The 19254-nt window shown below is 72.4% G+C and carries 16 protein-coding genes; 1 reads left to right on the forward strand and 15 read right to left on the reverse strand.

Annotation, left to right across the window (positions count from 1 at the left end; all coding sequences use genetic code 11):
- Positions 1–45: 45 nt before the first annotated feature.
- From ABEB03_RS04550 to ABEB03_RS04600, 11 genes are all read right to left on the reverse strand, one after another.
- Entirely contained in the window at positions 46–1056 is a 1011-nt protein-coding gene (locus tag ABEB03_RS04550; RefSeq protein WP_345641488.1) for a glutamate ABC transporter substrate-binding protein, read from the reverse strand.
- 14 nt (positions 1057–1070) lie between these two features.
- Entirely contained in the window at positions 1071–2480 is a 1410-nt protein-coding gene (locus ABEB03_RS04555; protein ID WP_345644050.1) for a hypothetical protein, read from the reverse strand.
- 309 nt (positions 2481–2789) lie between these two features.
- On the reverse strand, positions 2790–2921 hold the full coding sequence (locus tag ABEB03_RS04560; protein WP_345641491.1) for a hypothetical protein: 132 nt from the start codon (positions 2919–2921) through the stop codon (positions 2790–2792).
- Positions 2922–3025: 104 nt separating this feature from the next.
- On the reverse strand, positions 3026–3499 hold the full coding sequence (locus ABEB03_RS04565) for a DUF3995 domain-containing protein (protein ID WP_345641494.1): 474 nt from the start codon (positions 3497–3499) through the stop codon (positions 3026–3028).
- Between the two features lie 111 nt (positions 3500–3610).
- The gene (locus ABEB03_RS04570; protein ID WP_345641497.1) at positions 3611–4657 is read right to left on the reverse strand and encodes an N-acetylglucosamine kinase; all 1047 of its coding nucleotides are present in this window, start codon (positions 4655–4657) and stop codon (positions 3611–3613) included.
- The gene (locus ABEB03_RS04575) at positions 4654–5919 is read right to left on the reverse strand and encodes a 6-phospho-beta-glucosidase (RefSeq protein ID WP_345641500.1); all 1266 of its coding nucleotides are present in this window, start codon (positions 5917–5919) and stop codon (positions 4654–4656) included. The genes ABEB03_RS04570 and ABEB03_RS04575 overlap by 4 nt, the downstream gene beginning before the upstream one ends.
- A 7-nt stretch (positions 5920–5926) precedes the next feature.
- Positions 5927–6820 carry a carbohydrate ABC transporter permease gene (locus ABEB03_RS04580; RefSeq protein WP_345641503.1) on the reverse strand — a complete coding sequence of 298 codons (894 nt, stop codon included), beginning with the start codon at positions 6818–6820 and terminating at the stop codon, positions 5927–5929.
- Positions 6821–6822: 2 nt separating this feature from the next.
- On the reverse strand, positions 6823–7764 hold the full coding sequence (locus ABEB03_RS04585; RefSeq protein WP_345641506.1) for a carbohydrate ABC transporter permease: 942 nt from the start codon (positions 7762–7764) through the stop codon (positions 6823–6825).
- A 7-nt stretch (positions 7765–7771) separates the two neighbouring features.
- Entirely contained in the window at positions 7772–9109 is a 1338-nt protein-coding gene (locus tag ABEB03_RS04590; RefSeq protein ID WP_345641509.1) for an ABC transporter substrate-binding protein, read from the reverse strand.
- 59 nt (positions 9110–9168) lie between these two features.
- Complete coding sequence (locus tag ABEB03_RS04595; protein WP_345641511.1) at positions 9169–10380, reverse strand: ROK family transcriptional regulator; 1212 nt, start codon at positions 10378–10380, stop codon at positions 9169–9171.
- Between the two features lie 230 nt (positions 10381–10610).
- On the reverse strand, positions 10611–11723 hold the full coding sequence (locus ABEB03_RS04600) for a mechanosensitive ion channel family protein (RefSeq protein ID WP_345641514.1): 1113 nt from the start codon (positions 11721–11723) through the stop codon (positions 10611–10613).
- A 272-nt stretch (positions 11724–11995) separates the two neighbouring features.
- Between ABEB03_RS04600 and ABEB03_RS04605 the strand changes: the two genes are divergently transcribed.
- On the forward strand, positions 11996–12532 hold the full coding sequence (locus ABEB03_RS04605; RefSeq protein WP_028802683.1) for an HNH endonuclease: 537 nt from the start codon (positions 11996–11998) through the stop codon (positions 12530–12532).
- Between the two features lie 133 nt (positions 12533–12665).
- On the opposite strand, the gene ABEB03_RS04610 is transcribed toward ABEB03_RS04605, so the two are convergent.
- The 4 genes from ABEB03_RS04610 to ABEB03_RS04625 form a co-directional block, all read right to left on the reverse strand.
- The gene (locus ABEB03_RS04610) at positions 12666–14006 is read right to left on the reverse strand and encodes an FtsX-like permease family protein (RefSeq protein WP_345641519.1); all 1341 of its coding nucleotides are present in this window, start codon (positions 14004–14006) and stop codon (positions 12666–12668) included.
- On the reverse strand, positions 14003–14764 hold the full coding sequence (locus tag ABEB03_RS04615) for an ABC transporter ATP-binding protein (protein WP_345641521.1): 762 nt from the start codon (positions 14762–14764) through the stop codon (positions 14003–14005). Before ABEB03_RS04615 ends, ABEB03_RS04610 begins: the two co-directional genes overlap by 4 nt.
- On the reverse strand, positions 14761–15294 hold the full coding sequence (locus tag ABEB03_RS04620; RefSeq protein ID WP_345641524.1) for a PadR family transcriptional regulator: 534 nt from the start codon (positions 15292–15294) through the stop codon (positions 14761–14763). Before ABEB03_RS04620 ends, ABEB03_RS04615 begins: the two co-directional genes overlap by 4 nt.
- 493 nt (positions 15295–15787) lie before the next feature.
- Positions 15788–19063 carry a beta-N-acetylglucosaminidase domain-containing protein gene (locus tag ABEB03_RS04625; RefSeq protein WP_345641528.1) on the reverse strand — a complete coding sequence of 1092 codons (3276 nt, stop codon included), beginning with the start codon at positions 19061–19063 and terminating at the stop codon, positions 15788–15790.
- Between the last annotated feature and the right edge of the window lie 191 nt (positions 19064–19254).

The raw sequence follows: 19254 nt of genomic DNA on the forward strand, positions 1-19254 counted from the left end.
TGCCGGTGGTCCGCGCCGGGTAACTCTCCAGTCGTATCAGGTCGGTTACTTGTACTTCGCCGCGGGCGGGTCCGCCGACAACGAGTTCTCGCCCAGGGTGGCGGACAGCCACTCGTCGTACGAGGCGCGCCAGCCGCTCTTGCGGTAGTCCACGAGGACCTGGTTGACCCGGCGTACCAGATCGTCCGCGCCCAGTTTCATCGCCACGCCGTAGTACTCCGTCGTGAACGTGTCGCCCTTCAGCACGACCGTCGGGTCCTGCGCCGCCTGGCTCGCGGCGAGCGCGCCGTCGGTCACCACGGCGTCGACCTCACCCAGTTGGAGCCGCACCAGGCAGTCGAGCTGGTTGGGGACCGTGGTGGAGATGTCGGCGGAGGAGACGAGCTTGTCCGCCTTCTTGTCCGCGTCCAGCTTGTCGTAGGCCGTGGAGCCCGCGGCCGTGCAGATCCGCTGGTGCGCCAGCGTCTTGTCGTACCCCTTGATGGGGGAGGTCCGCGGGGCGAGGACCTGCTGGCCGGTCTTGAAGTACGGGGCGGAGAAGGCGACCTGGCCCAGGCGCTCGCAGGTGATCGTCATGGTGCGGACCACCATGTCGACCTGGCCGCTCTGGATCGCCGGGACGCGCTGGTTGGTGGGGATGGCGTGGAACCGGATCGCGTTCTCGTCACCGAGGATCTCGCGTGCGATGCGGTGCGCGAGGTCGATGTCGAAGCCCTCCAGGTCGCTGCCGCCGCGGTTCGGGTTGCGGTAGCCCCAGCGGTAGCTGTTCTGGTCGACGCCCACCGACAGATAGCCGCGCTTCTTGATGGCGGTGATGGTGTCGCCGCTCTCGTCGCCGGACGGGGCGGGGCTCCGGTCCTGCGGGTCGGTGCACTCCTCGGCCTTCGCCTGGGTGCCCTCGGCCACGCCCCGACTGCCGATCCCCGTGCTGCCGTCCCCACGGCTGCCGCTCAGGGGCAGCAGCAGGGCGAAGACCACGGCGAGCGCGCAGGCGACGGCCATCGCGCCCACGCCGCCCCAGCCCTTCAGGCTCGCCCTCAGACGTCGTGCCGTCATTGCCGCTCCCCCTCTCACCGGTACTCCGAAAGCCTGCGCCCGATACCGAGCACGGCGCCCGCCGCGGCCAGCACCGCGAGGACCGCCGCGCCGACCGGCAGACCGGTCATCGCGTCCAGGCCGTCACCCGCCGCCTGCTTGAACTCGGCCTGCTCGTGGTCGAGCGCCTTCTCCAGGTTCTTGTCCACGCCGTCGAAGCACTCGCCGGTCGGCTTGACCTTGTCGGAGCCGATCACCAGGTCCAGGGCACCCTGGTAGTCGCCGCCGTTGTCGGCCTCACGGGCATCGGCGTGCCGGGACTTCCACACCTTCATGTTGGCCGTCGCCGCCTTGACGGGAGTCTCGCCCGCCGCGTCGTCGGAGAGCTCCGCGGCCTTCGCCAGGCCCTTGGTGAGCGTCTTCATGTCCTGCTGGAAGTCGTAGTCGTACAGGTCGACGGTCGTCTTGCCGTCGGCGAGCGTCTTGGTCTCCGCGCCGCGGCTGACCAGGGTCAGGTTCTCGTTGCCCCGGGCCTTGAGGGAGGCGATCCGGGCGTCGTGCAGCACGTTCAGCGAGCGGACTCCGTGGTCGTACGACTCATCGAGCCCGGCCCGCGCGATGCTGTGCCCGACGACCAGCCAGAGCAGCACGACGGTGGCGGCGGCGGAGGCGGCGACCATGCCCTGGTTCAGCACACGGTTCGTCCGGCGGTAGTTGCGCCGCTGCGCCCACACGAGACCGCCGAGCGCGAGCACACCGAGGCCGATCGCGGCCCACGGGTACGGCTTGGCGTCCGCGTAGTCGGACCCGAGCCGCTGGTTCTCCCGCTTGTAGAGGTCCTCGGCGGCGGGCAGCATCTCGTGCTGCATCTTGTCGTTCGCGTAGCGCAGGTACGCGCCGCCCAGCGGGTAGCCCTGGCGGTTGTTGGCACGCGCCCGCTCGATCAGGCCCTTGTACTCGGGCAGCAGACGGTTCAGCTTGGTGATCGTCTTCGCCGAGGGGGAGCCCGGCTTCGAGCTGTTCGCCGCCGTGATCAGCTTGGCGGCCGCCGTCCTGATGTCCAGCTCGTACCGGTCGCGGGAGGCCTTGGTCTCCTGGCCGCCGGCCAGGAAGCCGCTGGAGGCCGCCGTGTTCGCGTCCGCCAGCGAGCGGTAGATGTCGGCGGCGCTCGCGCTCAGCGGCTGACTGCTGTGCAGCACGTCGTCCGCCGCCGCCGCGCGCTCCGTCATCTGCCAGGCGGTGACCGCGCCGAACGCGACGACCAGCAGCGCGAGCAGCGCGCCGATGATCCGCAGGCGGCCCGGCTCGGTCGTGGCGGCGGCGCGCAGACGGTCGACGCCCTCCGCCCAGGCCGTTCGCCGGGCGGGGGCCGAGGGATCCGTCCGCGGGCCGGCGGGGCCGCCCGGCGGGCCCGGAGGACCGGGCTGCGGCGGGACCGCGGGCATCGTGGGCGTGGCCCGCCCCGGTGGTGCCGTGCTGCCCTTCGGCGGCTGTGTCACTTGACCTCCCCCATGGTCATCCGTTCCGTCACCGTCGTCCCGTGCGCCGGTGGTACGGGGCGCGGACGAAGGTGCACGGCCGCAAGTATCCCCGCCGTGGCTGACATCCGCACAGGCCTTGACTGGATCTTGTTCGGATTGCCCCGCACCCTCCTTACGAGAGCGGGCCGTTCGGGCGGCAGCGCAGCGCGAAACCCCCGCACCACCCCCCTTCCCATGAATACGCGATCCGGATCTGTTCGGTTCCCGTTCGTGTCAGAGCAGACCGGTGAGCCGCCGCAGGCCGCGCTCCCCCTCGCGTCGCACGCCGAGCGGCACCAGCGCCGCGCGTCCCGGCACCCGCACCCCTCCCTCCTGCGCGGCGTCCGGACCCTGGTCGAGTGCCAAGGGAACCGCAGATACGGGCCACGTAGGGGGCGAGTTCGTCGAGCAGCCCGGCCATGGCGAGGGTGTCGCCGCGCTGCGCGGCGCGCACCAGGCGGGCCGTTTCGTCATCGGACACGTACGGCATCTTCCCCGCGCGCGGCGAACCCGGAGGCGGCGGGGCGCCGGTGCCGGGCGACGCGCAGGGCGGCGACGCACAGCAAGGCGCACAACGGGGTGTAGAGCACGAGGTTGAGCCGGTGGAACACCGTCGAGGTGTCCTGGGCGAAGACCCGGTGGACGCCGGCGAGAGCGCACAGCGACAGCCCTGCCGCCGCGGCGAGGGTGCCCAGCCGCAGCACGCGGCGGGGCCGTAGGGACTGGGCGACGACGATGCCGCTCGCCGTCAGCAGGAGCGCGGCGAGCGGCAGGAGGACGGGCGGCGTGAACGGTGCCTCGACGCCCAGGACGGCGTGCGACAGGCCCTTCTCGTCGGCGGCCGGCCAGGTGGAGCCGGTCGCCCGGAAGAGGTGGAGCAGGGCGTCCGCGGTGAGCACCGAGGCGAGCGGTACGGCGGCTCGTCGTCCCGTGCGGTCGGACATGAGGCCTCATGCGGTAGGGATCGACACCCACCAGAGGCGCCGTCCGCGCCGTTCGTTCCCCCGGACGTGCGGGAATTCCCGGCGCGGACCGTCCGGCGGCCCGACGTGGCCTCAGGCCTCCTCGTAGTGCGCCCGCACGCGCGCGTGCACCGCGTCCGGGGCGTCGACGTGGTCGAGACCCAGGAGTGCCGCGCCGAGCACCGGGCTGGTGGTGACCACGCGGGGGACCGCCTTGGGGGCGCGGGCGGCGAGGAGTTCGCGTACGCGGTCGTCGAGCTGGGGGTGGCGCGCCGCGAGGACGGACCCGCCGAGCAGGACCGGGGTCTCCTCGGCGAGCAGGTCGAGACGGGTCAGCGCGACCGTGGCCATCGCCACCACCTCGTTCGCGAGCCGGTCGACGAGGGAGCGGGCCACCGCGTCGCCGTCCGCCGCGGTGGCGAACAGCACGGGCGTCAGCTCGTGCCGCCGGGCGGTGTCGACGTCCCCCAGGTGGAGGGCCTCGATGAGCGCGTACATGGAGGTGAGCCCGAAGTGCGCGGGCAGGGTCCGGGCCAGGGCCGTGGGCCCGCCGCGTCCGTCCTCGGCGCGTGCCGCGTACCAAAGGGCCTCCTCCGCCAGGCCCCAACCGCCGCCCCAGTCACCGGAGATGCGGCCTATCGCGGGGAAGCGGGCGGTGCGGCCGTCGGGCCGCATGCCGACGCAGTTGATGCCGGCCCCGCACACGACGGCCACGCCGCGCGGTTCGGCGATCCCGGCGCGCAGGATCGCGAAGGTGTCGTTGCGCACCTCCACGCTCGGCCCCCACGCGCGCGCGTGCAGCGCGGCGGCCAGCTGCTCCTCCTCCACGGGGAGGTCGGCGTTGGCGAGGCACGCGGACACGTGCGAGGCGGAGTTCACGCCGGCTTCGGCGAACGCCCTGCGTACCGCCTCGCCGACCGTGTCCACGGCCGTGTCGACCCCCACGGCCGGGGGCCGGAAGCCGCCGCCGCGCGCGGTGCCGGCGACGTCGCCGTCGGCGGTGATCACGGCGACGTCGGTCTTGCTGTTCCCCGCGTCGATGGCCAGGACCAACGCCGTCTCCCGGGAGGCCGGGGCGGGCGCGGGGTGCGCGGGGCCGGTCCCGGCGGCCGTCCCGGCGCCGGGACCCGATGACGTCATGCCCACGCGAGGTGCTCCCGGTTGTGCGCGATCAGCTGGTCGGTGAGGGTGTCGGCGTACGCGTACTGACCGATCAGGGGATGGGCGAGGAGAGCCCGGAAGACGCGGTCGCGGCCACCGCGCAGGGCGGCCTCCAGCGCCAGGTCCTCGTACGCGGTCACGTTCGCCATCAGGCCCGCGTACAGCGGGTCCACGGCGGGCACGGGCAGCGGTGCGGGCCCGTGGGACCCGACGGCGGCCTGCACCTCGATGACGGCGTCGTCGGGCAGGAAGGGGAGCGTGCCCTTGTTGTACGTGTTCACGACCTGGTACGGGCTGCCGCCACCGCCGAGCAGGGAGGCCGCGAGGTCCACGGCCGCCTCGGAGTAGTAGGCCCCGCCGCGCCTGGCGAGCAGCTCGGGCTTCTCGTCGAGCGCCGGGTCGCCGTACATCTCGAGCAACTGCTTCTCCATCGCCGCGACTTCGGCGGCCCGGGACGGCTTGGTCCGCAGGTCGCGCACGACCTCGTCGTGCGCGTAGTAGTAGCGCAGGTAGTAGGAGGGGACGACGCCGAGGCGGTCGACGAGGGTGCGCGGCAGGCGCAGGTCGTCGGCGACGGCGTCGCCGTGCTCGGCGAGCAGCTTGGGCAGCACGTTCTCGCCCTCGGGGCCGCCGAGGCGTACGCCGGTCTCCCAGGTGAGGTGGTTGAGGCCGACGTGGTCGAGGTGCACGTCGGCGGGGGCGACGCCGAGCAGCGCGGCGAACTTCCGCTGGAAGCCGATGGCCACGTTGCACAGTCCGACCGTCCGGTGACCGGCCTGGAGGAGGGCGCGGGTGACGATGCCCACGGGGTTGGTGAAGTCGATGATCCAGGCGTCCGGGTTGGTGCGGCGGACACGCTCGGCGATGTCGAGCACCACCGGGACCGTGCGCAGCGCCTTCGCCAGGCCGCCCGCACCGGTGGTCTCCTGCCCGATGCAGCCGCACTCCAGCGGCCAGGTCTCGTCCTGTTCGCGGGCGGCCTGGCCGCCGACGCGCAGTTGCAGCAGGACGGCGTCGGCGCCCTCGACTCCGGCGTCCAGGTCGGACGTGGTGACGATCCGTCCTGGATGCCCCTGCTTCGCGAAGATCCGCCGGGCGAGGCCGCCCACCAGTTCCAGGCGTTCAGCGGCGGGGTCGACGAGGACCAGTTCCTCGACGGGCAGAGTGTCCCTGAGCCGCGCGAACCCGTCGACGAGTTCGGGGGTGTAGGTCGATCCCCCGCCGACCACGGTGAGTTTCATGTGTGGTTCAACCCTTCACTCCGGTGAGCGTGACACCCTCGACGAACGCCTTCTGTGCGAAGAAGAACACGAGGATCACAGGGGCCATGACCAGCACGGTAGCGGCCATGGTGAGGTTCCAGTCGGTGTGGTGCGCGCCCTTGAACGACTCCAGTCCGTAACTGAGGGTCCAGGCGCCCGGGTTCTCGGACGCGTAGATCTGGGGCCCGAAGTAGTCGTTCCAGGCGTAGAAGAACTGGAAGAGCGCGACGGCGGCGATGCCCGGCCTGGCCATCGGCAGGACGACCCGCAGCAGGGTCCGCAGCTCCCCGCAGCCGTCCACCCTCGCCGCGTCCACGTACTCGTTCGGGATGGTCATCAGGAACTGGCGCAGCAGGAAGATGGAGAACGCGTCGCCGAAGGCCATCGGGATGATCAGCGGCCACAGCGTGCCGGACAGGTCCAGCTGCTTCGCCCAGAAGAGGTACATCGGGATGATGACGACCTGCGGCGGCAGCATCATCATCGAGATGACCAGCATCAGCGACAGGTTCCGGCCGCGGAAGCGGAACTTGGCGAGCGCGTACGCCACGGGGATGGACGACACGACCGTGAGGACGGTGCCGGCACCGGCGTACAGCAGCGTGTTCTTCCACCACGTCAGGAAGCCGGGCGTGTCGAAGACCTTCTTGTAGTTGCCCCACTCCCAGGTGTGCGGGATCAGGTCGCGGCTGAGGGCCTGGGTGTCGCTCATCAGCGAGGTCAGGAACACGAACACGAAGGGCAGGACGAAGAAGAGGGCTGCCGCGATGCCCAGCGCGTGGACCGCGACCCACTCCAGGAGGGCCCGGCGGCGGGCGGTGCGCTCGGCGGGCGAGGAGGGCGCCCTCAGGCCCACCGGCTTGTCGAGTACTTGGGTCATGGTCAGTCACCTGCCTGGATGAGGCCGCCCCGGCGCCGCATCAGGAACGCGGTGAACACCATGGACAGGGCGAACAGCACGAGCGCGACCACACAGGCGGAGCCGTAGTCGAAGCGCTGGAAGCCGAGGTTGTAGACGAGCTGCGGCAGGGTGAGCGTCGACTTGTCGGGGTAGCCGGGCTCGAACTGCGTGCCGGCGCCCTGGATGACGCCCGAGGCGACCTTCCCGGCGATCAACGGCTGCGTGTAGTACTGCATGGTCTGGATGACCCCGGTGACCACGGCGAACATCACGATCGGCGAGATGTTCGGCAGCGTCACGTACCGGAACCGCTGCCACGCGGAGGCGCCGTCCAGCTGGGCGGCCTCGTACTGCTCGGTGGGCACGTCGAGCAGCGCGGCCATGAAGATGACCATCAGGTCGCCGATGCCCCACAGGGCCAGCAGGGTCAGGGCGGGCTTCGACCACGTCGGGTCGTTGAACCAGCCGGGGGCGGGGACGCCCGCCTTCTCCAGGATCGAGTTGACCGGTCCCGTACCGGGGTTGAGGAGGAAGGCGAAGGCCATGGTGGCGGCGACGGGCGGTGCCAGGTAGGGCAGGTAGAAGAGAGTGCGGAAGACACCCGTAGCCGTCTTGATCTTCGTGATCAGCAGGCCGATCCCGAGTCCGAACACGACCCGCAGGCTGACCATCACGACGACCAGCCACAGGGTGTTGCGCAACGCGGGCCAGAACAGCGGGTAGTTCTCGAAGACGTACGTCCAGTTCTTCGTTCCGCTCCACGTCGGCGGCTTGAAGCCGTCGTAGTGCATGAAGGAGAAGTAGACGGTCGAGATCAGCGGGTAGGCGAAGAAGACCGCGAAGCCGATCAGCCAGGGCGACATGAAGGCGAGGGTCCGAAGCGCCGAACGGCGGCGCTTCGAAGCCAGCGTGACGGTGGTCATCCCGGGCCTACTTCGCTTGCGCGATGTCCGTGTCGATCTGCTTGGCGGTGCTCTCCAGACCCGCCTTCAGATCCTTGGCCTTGCCGCTCTCGTAGTCGTACCCGAACTGCTGGATCGTCACGAGGTAGGTGCCGCCGTTGATGGAGGCGGGCGTCGTCGTCGAGTTCGGGTCGGACGCGATGTCCAGGAAGGTCTTGAAGCGCGGGTCGTACTTCAGCTTCGGCGACTTGAGCGCGGCGAGCGTGGAGGGGACGTTGTGGATGTCGTTGGCGAAGCCGACCACCGCGTCGGTGTTCGTGGTCATGTATTCGACCAGTTCCCAGGCCGCGTTCTGCTTCTTGCTGGTGGACGCGATGCCCGCGATGGTGCCGGTGATGTAGCCCTTGCCGTACTGGTCGGCCTGGTCGTCGGGCACGGGCAGCGGCGCCACGCCGATCTCGAAGCCGGGCTTGGCGTCCTCGGCCATGCCGAGGCGCCACTCGCCGTCCAGCTGCATGGCGACCTGGCCGGTGTGGAAGGGGTGCTTGGGGCCCCATTCGTCACCGAGCTTGGAGCGGTAGCGCTCCAGCTTCTGGAAGCCGCCGAGCTCGTCGACGAGCTTCTTCTGGAGGGTGAACCCGGCTGTGAAGGCGGGGTCCTTGGCGATGTTCGACTTGCCGCTGCTGTCGAAGTACGTCGGCGAGAACTGCCCGAAGTAGTGCTCGGTGGTGGACTCCCAGCCGTGGTAGTTCGGCATGAAGCCGAGCTGCTCGTAGGAGTCGCCCTTGGAGACGGTGAGCTTCTTGGCGTCCTTCTCGAACTCGGACCAGGTCTTCGGCGGACCGTCGATCCCGGCCTTCTCGAAGGCGGTCTTGTTGTAGTAGAGCCCGTACGCGTCACCGAGCAGCGGCACCGTGCAGCGGTTGCCGTCGAACTGGGTGTACTCGTTCATCGCCTTAGGGAACGTCGTCTCCGGGTCGATGCCCGACTTCTTGAAGAAGGGGTTCAGGTCGACGAAGGCGCCCGACGAGCAGAACTTGCCGACGTTGTTGGTGGTGAAGGACGAGACGACGTCGGGCGCCTTGTCGCCGCCGGCCCGCAGCGCCTGGTTGATCTTGTCGTCCGTCATATTGCCGACGATGTTCACGTGGATGTTGGGGTGCGCCTTCTCGAAGCCCGCGACCAGCGACTTCACGGCCTTGACCTCGCCCGGCGCACTCCACGCGTGCCAGAAGTTGATCGTCTGTTCCTTGGACGCGTCGTCGTCGGCGCCGGAGCCGGACTGGCCGGTACAGGCGGTGGTGAGGAGGGCTATGGAGGCGGATGCGGCGAGCGCGACGACCGCGTTCCTGGACATTCCGGGCATGACGGGGTCTCCCTAGGCAGGGCGGGGCGGTGAAGGGGATGAGAGGGGGCGGGAACCGGCTAGCGGGAGGTGTCGAAGACCTCGTCGCGGGTGGCCGCCAGGGCGCTTTCCAGCGCGCCCCGGAGCACGGGGTGTTCGTGTACGTCGCCGACGACGAGGCGCGGCCGGGACGCGGCCAGCTCCTCCAGCTCGGCCTGGACCAGGGTGCGCAACGGCTCGCCGCCCGCGGTGAGCGAGGTGCCGCTGAGGACCACGAGCTCGGGATCGAGCACCGAGACGAGCGAGGCGAGACCCGTGGCGAGCCCCGTCGCGTACGTCTCCAACAGCCGCCGGTACGGCCCCTCGTCGCGGGCGGCGGCCCGTTCGACGACGGCGGCGGCGACCTCGGTGTACGGGCCGGCGGGTACGTCCTTGATGCCGAGCTCGCGCGCCAGCTTGGGGATGGCCTGCGAACCGGCCAGCTCCTGGTAGCCGCCGCTGTTGGCCTTGGTCACCTGGCGGACCAGGGGCGCGCCCGGCACCGGCAGGAAGCCGACCTCGCCCGCGCCGCCGGTCCAGCCGCGGTGCAGCCGGCCGCCCAGGACGAGTGCGGCGCCGAGACCGCCCTCGTTCCACAGCAGGACGAAGTCGTCGTGACCGCGGGCCGCGCCCAGCCGCTGTTCGGCGATGGCCACGAGGTTGACGTCGTTCTCGTACTCGACGGGCATCGGCAGCGCGGCCGCCAGTTCGTCGAGCAGGCTGGGGGAGTGCCAGCCGGGCAGGTGCGAGGCGTAGCGCAGCCGACCGGTGTTCGGGTCGAAGGCGCCGGGGGTGCCGATGACGAGCCGGCGGACGTCGTCGCGGGCGAGCCCGGCCGCCTTCACCGCGCCGTCGAGGGCGTCGGTGACCTGGCGCACGACCGGCTGGGAGGGGTGCCGACCGGGGGTGGGCAGTTCGTACTCGCCGACCGTGCGGCCGGTGATGTCCGCGACGGCGGCGAGGATGCGCTCGGGGGTGACGTCCAGGCCCGCGGCGTGGCCCGCGCCCGGATTGACCACGTACAGCTGGGCGTTGGGGCCGGGGCGGCCCTCACTGGTGCCGGTGGCGAGGACGAGGCCCGCCGCCTCCAGACGGGCGAGGAGCTGCGACGCGGTGGGCTTGGACAGCCCGGTGAGCTTCCCGATCCTGGTCCGCGACAGCGGTCCGTGCGCGAGGAGCAGGTCGAGGGCGGCGCGGTCGTTCATGGCGCGCAGGACGCGCGGGGTGCCCGGCGTACCGGCGGATCCTGCCATCGGGGTCGACACCTGCCTCTCTCGACTGCCCAGCTTCCCAGTGACCGGACGGGGGAGTCCACGGGGGGTCCGCGTGAGGTCGCGCGGTCCACCACAAGATCACTGTTAGGAAAGTTTCCTGTTCGGTGAGAGGAACGTAGGCCGGGGGCCGAGGGGGCGTCAATAGAAACCGCCCCCGAGGCAACAGACTCGTTACCTGCGGGGGCGGCGTTCCTGCCTGCGGGGCCGCGCTACCTCGCCGGGCCGGACGGGGTGCCGGGCGCGACGGCCGGTGCGGGGATCGGCGCGGCGGCGGCGGTCTGCGGCGACGCGGGGTTGGCCAGGGCCGAGGGCGCCGCGACGTTCTCCGTCGGGTCGGGAGCGTCCTCCTCGGGCACCGCGGTCGGGCCGCCGACGATGCGGATGTCCGCGGCGTCGAAGGCCCGCTTGATGCGCCAGCGCAGCTCGCGCTCCACGGACAGCGCCTTGCCGGGCATGGTCTTGGCCGAGACACGGACGACCATCGAGTCGAGCAGCACACTGTCCAGGCCGAGGACCTCGACGGGGCCCCACAGCTGCTCGTTCCACGGCTCGGCCTTGCTCATGGACTCGGCGACCTCGGTGAGCACGGACCGGACCTCGTCCAGGTCCTCCGAGGCACGCACCGTGACGTCGACGCCGGCCGTGGCCCAGCCCTGGGACAGGTTGCCGATGCGCTTGACCTCGCCGTTGCGGACGTACCAGATCTCGCCGTTGTCGCCGCGCAGCTTGGTGACGCGCAGGCCCACCTCGATGACCTCGCCCGAGGCGACGCCCGCGTCGATCGTGTCGCCGACGCCGTACTGGTCCTCCAGGATCATGAAGACGCCGGAGAGGAAGTCGGTGACCAGGTTGCGGGCGCCGAAACCGATCGCCACACCGGCCACACCCGCGGAGGCGAGCAGCGGGGCCAGATTGATCTCGAACGTGCCGAGGATCATCAGTGCCGCGGTGCCCATGATCAGGAACGACGCCACCGAGCGCAGGACCGAGCCGATGGCCTGCGAGCGCTGACGGCGGCGCTCCACGTTCACCAGCAGACCGCCCAGCGAGGTGCCGTCGACCGCCTGCGCCGTGCGGTTCATGCGGTCGATGAGCTTGGTGATGGCCCGCCGGACGGCCACTCTCAGTACGGCCGCGATCACCAGGATCAGCAGGACCCGCAGTCCGATGGCGAGCCAGGTGGACCAGTTCTGCTGGACCCAGCTCGCGGCGTTGGTCGCACTTTCCTGGGCGTCCTGAAGCGTGGCGGTCGCCGGGTCCGTCGACGTCGAGGGGGACGGCGACGGCGTCGAACCGACGGCCAGTAGGACGGGCAGGGACACGGCAGGTACCTCCAGGCGTAGCGGTCCGCCCGCGGCAGGGGACACAAGAAGGGCACCGTCGGGCAGACCCACCACACTAACGGGGCATCGTGTGTGGATCGTTGCAATGTTCGAGGGAGAGACCGTGCTCACCTGGGGATGAAGGGGGTGTGGTCGAAAACACTCCCAGCCCGTTACCGGGACATGGTGGCGCTTCCACCAGGCATGAGGGGAGACTGACTGCAGATCGTCCCGGCGCGAGCCACGCGCCGCCGGCGTACAAGGAGGCATCCGTGCCGCATGTCCTGGTCCTCAACGCGTCGTACGAGCCCCTCGGCGTCGTACCGCTCCGCCGCGCGCTCGTCCTCGTCCTCGAGAACAAGGCTGTCTGTCTCGAGGAATCCGGCGCCTTCATGCACAGCGCAACCGTTACTGTCCCCGCACCCAGCGTGGTCCGGCTGAAGAGGTTCGTGCGGGTCCCTTACCGGGGGCCCGTTCCGCTGACCAGGCGAGCGCTGTTCGCTCGCGACGGCGGCCGGTGCATGTACTGCGGTGGCGTCGCAACCAGCGTCGACCACGTCATCCCGCGCAGTCGCGGGGGTCAGCACGTCTGGGACAACGTGGTGGCGTCGTGCCGCCGCTGCAACCACGTCAAGGCCGACCGTCACCTGGTCGAGATCGGCTGGCGCCTGCGCCACAAACCCGCCCCGCCGACGGGGCTCGCATGGCGCATCATCGGAACCGGGCATAGGGACCCGCGCTGGCTGCCATACCTGCAGCCGTACGGCGCGGACGACGCGATGGCCCGGATCGACGGCATTTCCGCCTGACGATCCGGGCCTTTGTGTTGCCGCACGGCGCCGTCCGCCGCCGTTCCGGCTCCCCAGAGGACCCCCGTGCCTCCCGGGGAGCCGGCCCGTCCGCACGGCCCGGCCGACCCGAGTCGGGGCCGGCCGGACCCGGTCAGACGTAGCGCAGCTCCGCCGGGTGTGCCGAGCGACGCAGCAGCGGCAGGGACGTCGCCGCGGCCAGCAGACAGGCCGCGTAGACGGCCACGGGGACGACCACCGGCAGCAGCGGCACCGTCCCACCGCCGGCGAGCTGCCCGTACCAGACGCCGATCCCCAGGCCCCCGACGCCGGCCAGCGCGACCGCCGGAGCGAGCGGCAGGGCCGTTTCGAGGAGCAGCGCCCGGCCCAGCACCGCCCGCGGCACCCCGGCGGCGGCCTGCGCGGCCAGCCCGCGACGGCGGCCGACCAGGGACTCGGCGGTGCCCACGGCGAGGCCGGAGAGGGTGATCACCAGGGCGACCAGGACGGCGGCGCCGGTCAGGTTCACCCCGGTCGTGTAGAAGGACATGTCCTCGGCCAGCGTGTTGCGGTCGCGGCCGTGCAGGCCGTCCAGCAGGACCTGCCGCACCCCCAGGAAGCCCGTCCCCACCACGGTGACCAGGAGGACGGCGGCATGGGTGCGGGCGGCGGCCCACGGATCGTCGCGCAAACGCTCCGCCGCGATCAGGGTCGCCGGGTTCTGCGTCCGGGCCGCGAGGAAGCGGCCGGTGAACCGGGCGGCGGCACCCGTCGCCCACACCGCGCCGGTGCCGGTGAGGATCACCACGGAGAAGACGATCAGCGGGGCCGTGCCGAAGCCGCCGAAGCTCGCGGGGGCCAGGACGAGACCCGTGAGAAGGATCACCAGCGCCGCCACCAGGAAGGGGAGGCCCGGACCCCGGCCGGTGCCCGGGCGCACCCGCCGCACCCGGCCCAGCGGTGAGGCGACCACACCGCGCAGCGCCAGCAGGCTGACCAGGACGCCCAGCACGGGTACGGCCAGCAGGACCGCCGCGAAGCCGCCCCAGACGACGCCCGGCGGACTCTGCCACTGCCCGCGCAGCACCACGACGCACGAGACGGTGGCGGCGGCCGATCCCGCGAGGCAGGTGAGCCCCGCCTCCAGAGCGGCGATCCGCCGGACCTGGGCCGGGGAGGCCCCGGCCAGCCGCAGTGCGGCCAGTCGCCGGTCGCGGTGCACGGCGCCGATGCGGGCGCACTGCCCGAGGAAGCCCAGCACCGGAACCAGCAGGAGCAGCAGGGCGAGGACGACGCCCGAACGCTCGCCGGGCTGGTCGAGCAGGCCGTCGGCCAAGGCCACGTGGTACTGGCCGCGCAGCGAGGCGACCGCGGTGGCCGCGAGCGCGAACGCCGTGGCCAGGGCGGCACCCAGCGCGGTGAGCGTGATCCGCCACCACTCGCGCCGGTCCGAACCGCGGACGAGGAGCAGCGCGAGCCGCGCATCGTTGATCATCGGGTGGCCTCCGTGGACGTCGTGCCCGTGGACCCGGCCGTGCCCGCGGCGGAGGGGCCGGACGTGCCGTCCGCGGACGGGTGCCAGGCGCCCTCCGCGGTCACCGTCCCGTCCCGCAGGGACACCTCCCGGTCCGTGTACGCCGCCACCTGCGCGTCGTGGGTGATGAGCAGGACGGCGGTGCCGGTCTCCCGGGCGGTGTGGACGAGCGCCGTCATCACCTGTTCCCCGGCGAGGGAGTCGAGCGCTCCGGTCGGCTCGTCGGCGAAGACGATCCTCGGGCCGGTCACCAGGGCCCGCGCGAGCGCGACCCGCTGTGCCTGACCGCCGCTCATCTCGCCGGGTCGCAGTGCCTCCTGACCGCGGACCCCGAACCGCTCCAGCCACTCGCCGGCCTGCTCCCGCGCCGCTGAGCGGGGGGTGCCCGCGAGCAGCAGTGGCAGTGCCACGTTGTCGGCGGCGGTCAGCTCCGGGATCAGCTGCCCGAACTGGAACACCACACCGAAGTCGGTGCGCCGCAGTTCGCCGAGCCGCTTCTCGGGGAGCCGGTCGAGGCGTTCGCCGTCGTAGTCGACCGTGCCCTCGTCGGGCCGGACGATGCCGGCGAGGCAGTGCAGCAGCGTGGACTTTCCACTGCCGCTCGCCCCGGTGACGGCCAGGATCTCGCCCGCGTGCAGGTCCACCGAGGCCCCGCGCAGGGCGGGGGTGGAGCCGTGCGTCTTGACGAGGTCCCGGGCCACCAGGAGTGGGTTGCTCATGCTGCGTCGACCTCCGCGGTCAGGGTCGTGAGCCGGGCCGCCGTGGTGTTCATCCAGCGGAGGTCGGCGTCGAGGTGGTTGAGGGCGTAGTCGGCCGAGAGTACGGTCGCGAGATCGGCACCGGGCGCCGTCTTCACCGCCGTGAGGTCGCGCATCCGTGCCATGTGCGCGGCGCGCTGGGCCCGCAGATAGCCGGCCGGGTCGGCCGAGGCGAGGATCGAGACGACGACCTTGGCGAAGATCTCGTTCGTCACGAACGGGGCGGGCGGGGTGATCTCCGCGGCCCACTCGGCGAGTTCTCGCGATCCGTCGTCGGTGGAGCGGTACAGCGTCCGCTCGGGGCCGCCGTCGGAGTCGGTGCCGTCGACCTCGGCGAGACCGTCTCGGACCAGCCGCTGAAGGGTCGTGTAGACCTGCCCGTAGGCCAGCGGACGGGCCTGTGGGAAGCGTTCGTCGTGGCGTCGCTTGAGGTCGTACCCATGGCTGGGCCCTCCGGCGAGCAGCCCCAACAGGATGTGACGGGTGCTCATGGAGATCAGTATGCACTCGATATATGTACTGAGTGAATAGTGTTCGCGAAAAAGTGTGTCCGCGCGGGCAGGGAGGGCGTGGATACGTGCGGGCCCGAACTCGCGCGGGGCACCCGCCACTTGCCGTCGCGCGCACGGCTGCCCGGGCCTGCGGTCGGGCGGGCGGTGACCGGCAGGCGCCCGTCAGGGGCCTGTGCCACGGGTGACGGGCGAGCCCGGGGGCGGGCGGGGTGTGCGGTACAGGGCGTGCGCCGGCGGTGTACGGACCCGCGGACGGGGGCGGGCGTCCGGGACGGGCGGTGCGGGGCCCGGACGGGCGACGCGGGGCCGGGAGCGCGGTGTGCGCGCCCGCGGGCGGAACTCCGGTCGCCGCGGGTCGTTCCGGACGCCGGACGCCGGACGCCGGACGCCGGACGCCGGACGCCGGACGCCGGACGCCGGACGCCGGACGCCGGACGCCGGACGCCGGATCAGGCCCGGGGCCCGGCAGGTCTCACGGGGCGGGTGACGTCTTCGTCGCGTCCTCGTGCGTCTCGCGAGCCACCGCGTACGCCCCCACCGACCAGAGCGAATACCCGTACCGCGTCGCCCTCTTGAGCCCCTGGACGCGCACGTACCGGACATCGCGTTCGTCGAAGCGGACCGACTCGCGCCCGCCCCGGCCGTCCCGCACCGTCGCCGCCGTGCGCCAGGTGCGCCCGTCGGCGGAGACCTGGACCCGGTACTCCGACGGGTGGGCGTCCTGCCAGTGCAGCAGGACCTGGCCGAGGTGCGCCGGTTCGGCGAGCCGTACCTGCCACCAGGCGCCGTCCTCCACGGGTGACGACCAACGCGTCGCCGGGTCGCCGTCGTTCGCCGCCGAGGCGGGGAAATCGGGCGTCTCGTCGCCCGAGGAGGACGCCGTGCCGGTCCGGGCCAGGTCGGGGCCCGCCGTGCGGGGGAAGGCACGCACCGTCAGGGTGCGGGTCTGCGCGCCGAAGGCGACGGTGACGCTGTAGGCGCCGGCCGGTGTCCCGGGCGGCACGGTGACCTCGACGGGGACGTCCACGGCTGTTCCGCGCGGCAGGGCGGCAGGCGCCCGCGGGACCTCGGCCCGGATGCCCTTCGGCGCCTTCACGGTCAGTTCGCCGTGCACGTCGGCGGGGCGCAGCGACGTCAGCCGGGCCGTCACCCGGCCCGTGCCGCCGATCTCCACGTCGGTCTCGGAACGCGCCAGTTCCAGCGCGGCGGCCGGTGAGTCGGCGAACCACGGCACGAGATGGCGCACCTGGGAGGGCCGCGGGCCGGTCACGCGGACGGCGTCGGCGCGCAGCCCCGCCGCCGTCGCCCAGCCTTCCCCGGCCTCCTCGCCCGTCTCCTTCTCGCCCGTGTCCTTCCCGGCCGGGACCTCCGTCGCGCCTCCGGCCGCGAGGGGGCCGAGCCGCCGCCAGCCCTCGCCCGGCACGTGCGCCTCGACGGAGCCGGCCGTGCCAGGCTCGGTGAGGACGCTCACGGCGGTGAGGGTGCGGGCGCGCGGGAAGCGGACCGTGCGGCCGTCCGTGGCCGCGCCGTGCTCCGCGGCCGGTTCGTGGCCGAGCCCCGCCCACGACTCGTACGCCGACCGCGCCTTCTTCAGGAACGCGTCCAGCACGCCCTTGCCGACCGTCACCTCGCTCGCGGCGATCCCGGCACGCAACCGGCCCAGGGCGCGGTACGCTGTCCAGGCCGCCGTCGCGTCGCCGTCCGCCTGGGCGCGCAGCATGCCGACCGCGGTCTCGCCGGCCTCCCCGTAGCGCGCCAACTGCTCCGCCCAGGGCGCCACTTCGGCATCGAGGGTGCTGTCGGACAGTCGCTCGGGGGTCTCGCGCATCACGGTGAAGGCGGCGCGCAGCCGACGTGCGGCCGTCTCGTTCGCCGTCCGGTCCGTGCTCGTCCGCGCCTGCCAGAACGCCTCGATCAGCGGGCGCAGATACGCCGACTCCTCGACGCCGAGGACGGAGGACGCGTCGTTGCCGGCGAGGGCGCGCAGTGCCTCCCCGCGGTCCGGGTCCCCGTCCGCCAGGTCGTCCACCGCCGCCCTCCAGGACTCCTGAGGGCGGTAGTCCCGTGGGTTCCACGCGTAGTCGGCGGCGGTGAACAGCGGGATGCGCGAGGCCACGGCCTGCGGCATCGCGTTCGCCAGCAGCGCCGCCGAGCCGGTCGCGACCGCGGGTTCGCGTCCCTGGTAAGGCCCCAGGAAGATCCGGTCCTGTGCGTAGTCGTTGACCGGGTAGTTGTCCATGGTGACGAGCCGGTGGCCGCCGAACGCGTCCCGGGCCCGCGCCAGTTCGGCCCCGGTGATCGTCCTCGGCACGACGCCGACACCGGTCCAGGCGATCTCGATCCCCTCGTCCAGGGCGCTCGCCAGCTCCCGACGGTAGTCGGTCGAGCCGTCCTCGTAGTACTCCGTCGGCATCAGGGACAGGGCGGTGGTGTCCGGACGGCGCTCGGCGAGATACCGGGCGACCGTGTTCGCCACCCGGGCCTGCGCCCTCGCGGCCGCCTCGGGGCCGGAGCCGAAGGCCTGGGCGTCCGCGCCGCAGTGCCACTCGCTGTAACTGACGTCCTGGAACTGGAGCTGGAAGGACCGGAACCCGAGTGCCCACATGGCGTCGAGCTTGCGTGTCAGGGCCTTGACGTCGGCGTCCGACGAGAAGCACATCGCCTGGCCGGGGGCCACCGCCCACGTCAGGGTGACGTGGTTGCGGAGCGCCCGGTCGGTCAGCTCCCGGAAGTCCGAGCGTTGCGCGGCCGGGTACGGCTCCCGCCAGCGGGCCTGCCGGTAGAGGTCGTCGCCGGGGGCGTACACATAGCGGTTCTGCTTGGTGCGGCCCATGAAGTCCAGCTGGGAGAGCCGCTGTTCACGGGTCCACGGGGTGCCGTAGAAACCCTCGGTGGTGCCGCGTGCGGGTGTGCCGGGCCAGTCGCGGACGACGACGCCCTTGATCCGCCCGTCGGCGCCGACGAGCTGACGCAGCGTCTGCACCGCGTGGAAGAGGCCGTCCTCGCCGACTCCGGCCAGGACCACCGTGTCCCGGCCGTCCGTGCGGCCGACGGCCAGCCGGTAGCCCCCGGCGGGCAGGTCGGCGCGGGGGGCGGCGCCCAGAGCCGTGAGGACCCGTTCCAGGGAGCTCGCACCGGCACGCGCGCCGAGGCCGTGCGCTCCCTCAAAGGCCCTGCTTCCGGCGTGCCCGCCGAAGGAGTGGCGCGAGGCCGGGACCGACGGCGAGTGCGAGGAGCCGGTGACCTTCGTGCTCGTGCGGCCACGCGCGGCAGGCGTGCCCGTCGCGTCGCCGGTGCCCGACGCGCCCCGTACGCCGGACCGGGGCGTGGCAGCCGGGTCCTCGCCGAGGCGCACCACCAGCGCACCCGCCGGGAGGGCGTCCCCGTCGCGCACCGTGGTGATCTTCCGCGCGCCGGCCTGGCGCAACAGCGCCCGCAGTGCGTCGAGGGCGTACGGGTCGGTCGTCGCGCCGGGCGCGTACGGACCGGACCCGGCCGTGGGCCCGGATGCGCCCGGCGCTTCGGTGACCAGGACGACCTCGTCGGTGACCGTGACCGCCGCGCCGCCCGCGCGCAGCGACTGGGGACGCGGCCAGACCGCGGGCAGCCCGCCCCCGGTGGGCTCGGATTCGTCCGCGGAGGGCAGCGGAGCGGGCGGCGCGGCGACGGCGGCGGGCGCCGATCCCAGTGCGCCCGCGACAACGGCGAACGCGAGCGCGGCCGCCCCTTTCCCACGCCGCAGCTGCACGCTCCCCCTCCTCGTGGCCCGGCTCCCCGGCAGCCCTGTGCCCGGTTCCCCGACAGCCCTGTCGCTGAGGCGTCGAGCCCACCATTCGCGTGGTGAGGGTGTCAATGAGAGTGGTGGAAGTGCGAGGATTGCCCCAATTCGGAGTCGCACCACGGGGACAGAATGTGACCAGGAGCACCTTGTTCGCCCTT

Origin of the sequence: Streptomyces siamensis (assembly GCF_039543605.1) — a bacterium.
GTDB lineage: Bacteria > Actinomycetota > Actinomycetes > Streptomycetales > Streptomycetaceae > Streptomyces > Streptomyces siamensis.

Bases quoted from the DNA above. Each gene is read 5' to 3' on its own strand.
- ABEB03_RS04615 (WP_345641521.1), bottom strand. From the start codon at position 14,764: ATGAGCAACCCACTCCTGGTGGCCCGGGACCTCGTCAAGACGCACGGC.
- ABEB03_RS04570 (WP_345641497.1), bottom strand. From the start codon at position 4,657: ATGACGTCATCGGGTCCCGGCGCCGGGACGGCCGCCGGGACCGGCCCC.
- ABEB03_RS04565 (WP_345641494.1), bottom strand. From the start codon at position 3,499: ATGTCCGACCGCACGGGACGACGAGCCGCCGTACCGCTCGCCTCGGTG.
- ABEB03_RS04550 (WP_345641488.1), bottom strand. From the start codon at position 1,056: ATGACGGCACGACGTCTGAGGGCGAGCCTGAAGGGCTGGGGCGGCGTG.
- ABEB03_RS04620 (WP_345641524.1), bottom strand. From the start codon at position 15,294: ATGAGCACCCGTCACATCCTGTTGGGGCTGCTCGCCGGAGGGCCCAGC.
- ABEB03_RS04595 (WP_345641511.1), bottom strand. From the start codon at position 10,380: ATGGCAGGATCCGCCGGTACGCCGGGCACCCCGCGCGTCCTGCGCGCC.
- ABEB03_RS04555 (WP_345644050.1), bottom strand. From the start codon at position 2,480: ATGCCCGCGGTCCCGCCGCAGCCCGGTCCTCCGGGCCCGCCGGGCGGC.
- ABEB03_RS04610 (WP_345641519.1), bottom strand. From the start codon at position 14,006: ATGATCAACGATGCGCGGCTCGCGCTGCTCCTCGTCCGCGGTTCGGAC.
- ABEB03_RS04585 (WP_345641506.1), bottom strand. From the start codon at position 7,764: ATGACCACCGTCACGCTGGCTTCGAAGCGCCGCCGTTCGGCGCTTCGG.
- ABEB03_RS04590 (WP_345641509.1), bottom strand. From the start codon at position 9,109: ATGCCCGGAATGTCCAGGAACGCGGTCGTCGCGCTCGCCGCATCCGCC.
- ABEB03_RS04575 (WP_345641500.1), bottom strand. From the start codon at position 5,919: ATGAAACTCACCGTGGTCGGCGGGGGATCGACCTACACCCCCGAACTC.
- ABEB03_RS04580 (WP_345641503.1), bottom strand. From the start codon at position 6,820: ATGACCCAAGTACTCGACAAGCCGGTGGGCCTGAGGGCGCCCTCCTCG.